1 protein-coding gene is annotated in these 2178 nt (G+C 38.6%); it reads left to right on the forward strand.

The annotated features are described in order from the left end of the window. Positions 1-359 precede the first annotated feature (359 nt). On the forward strand, positions 360-2178 hold a 1819-nt coding region (locus KDK18_RS09655; RefSeq protein ID WP_257254695.1), incomplete at its 3' end, for a hypothetical protein.

Raw genomic sequence — 2178 nt, forward strand, 5'->3', positions numbered from 1 at the left:
AAAAATTTCCCAAAGACTTCCATAATGTCAATGACCAACTCAATCTTGGAGCCAATAACGCCGTCTTTCCTCTGATCAGTCTGGTCAAGGGACTTACGTTGTTTGCCGGCAATATTTTTGCATTCGCGGATCAATACACAGAGGAAGATAATAGAGAATGAGGTATATCCCCCCAATGCATCCAATATTTCAGGCTATTGACATTGCTTTGTGTTGCATTGGCTCGGCCAGAGGTCTTTTTTCAACTCTGTAGTCCTTCTGTTTTGGAACTTTCATTTAATTAGCGGGTCTTAATTTACGAGCATTCCATAGAGTGGGCTCACCCCCGTCAAGATTAAGTACAATTAAAGACAGGAGTGATGATGAATCAATTATCTAAATCCTCATATAATCAGGGGCAAAATTTTTCTGCTTGCACTGCAACAGCCGTTGTCTCAGATAGTGCTACAGCGGATTACGACAATGTTTCCGGCAGAACCGTCAGGCCTGTCAGCGGTAAGCCTTTGGGAGTCAATCGCGCAGATCCCTTAACAGGACAAAAAGATCAAAAAGAGGTCGGAATTTCCTCCAGAGCCGTTGCTTTAGATGTAGATACCTGTGAAGTAGCTGCATGCGAATCAGGATTAAGAAAGCGTCATGCCATTCAGCATGCGAACACTGCTATCCTCAGCGACAGACAAGTCAAGCTGATTCAAGAACTCATTGATGGTAGAAACGATAGACTCACAGAAGATGAATTTATAGATGTTGCCGACTTTCTTCCTTGTGATCCTGAAAAATATTTACCTGAACATTACTCCAAATCACCAACCCTTCTTTCAGAGATAGTAAGAAACCGTCTTTGGAGTGTTTTGGTAATGAAAAAAGGTGACAAAATCAGAGAAACATTGTTATCAACAGTTGAAAGAACAAAACAGATATTATTGAATGCTGTCAGGAGCGGAGCCCTAACATCTCACTATGGATACCTTTCTGAAGAATTAAAATCTGATATTGACTTCCTTATTGAATACTCAAACGTGCATGGTCTTCCGAGTGGTACACCGCCTGAACGGGCAAAATTGATTTATGATCACCTGGATATCGCAGCAAAAATAAAGTCATTGAGCGTTCTTCCGGACAGCTTTAAAGATGATGGTTTGTATGATGAACTTATCAAATCAGGAAGGATAAAGCTCAAAGACCTGCCGAAAGACATCATAAATAAAAACGAAGAGTACTGTCTTTCACAATTATCGAAGGGGTTGTGTACATTATCAGAGGTTCCGACTCGGTTTTTAACAAAACAGTTGATTTTGGACTCGCTTGATGGTGATTATTTTTTTGAAAATTTCAGCGAGATTTTCAAAGGCAATCATAAACATAAGGTTATGATGAATAATGATGAGTTTTTTGAAGAAGTGCTTTTAAAGACAGCTTCATCCGCACTCGGTAAAAGAAATTTCGCTAAAATATCTCAATCTCTCTTATCTGATGTTTATGATCTTTGTATAGAAAGATACAAGGATGATCAAAAAAAGCTTACCTTGTTGTTAAAAAAACTGGTAGAAGCCAATCCTTTTATTGTTGTATCAATTGAAAATGTAGATGATGCTTTGCTTCAGAAATTAATCGAAACAGGAAAAGAGTTATTATTAAAAAACTTAATTAGTAGACCTGAGATAAGTGAATATTTTTCTATCAGCCACCTTAATATGTTTTTTAAAAAAATTAATGCAAATAAGGATTTTGTAAGTCAGGTCATGGATATTGTCTGTCAGTATTTTCCTTTAAAATATCTCCATTCATTTCCCGAAGACATACTGGCGAAGCAAGACGCTATCGTTTTAAATTCTGAACCCTTTGAGTCTGGAGAGGGTCATATTATTAGAAGAAGTTTACGGCCCGGGAAAGCTGACCTCATAATAGATTACATTGAACATTATCTGGATTTTTTGCATAAATTTAATGATGCAAAGTATCTGGAGCAGTGTTGCACTGACCCAACGCTCCGGCAAAGACTTGTTCATGTACTGGCAAGCAGGATCGTTGCAAACAAACCGTTGTTGCTGAGGTATTGGAAGAATTGTTTACCCCGGAAATTACTGGATGATACTCTGGCTTATCTCAATCATCCTGCCCTGTTCTCCGAACTGGATGTCTCCGGCACATTAACAGAACCGGTGAATCCTCTCAAAT

It is taken from the genome of Endozoicomonas sp. SESOKO3, assembly GCF_024606255.1.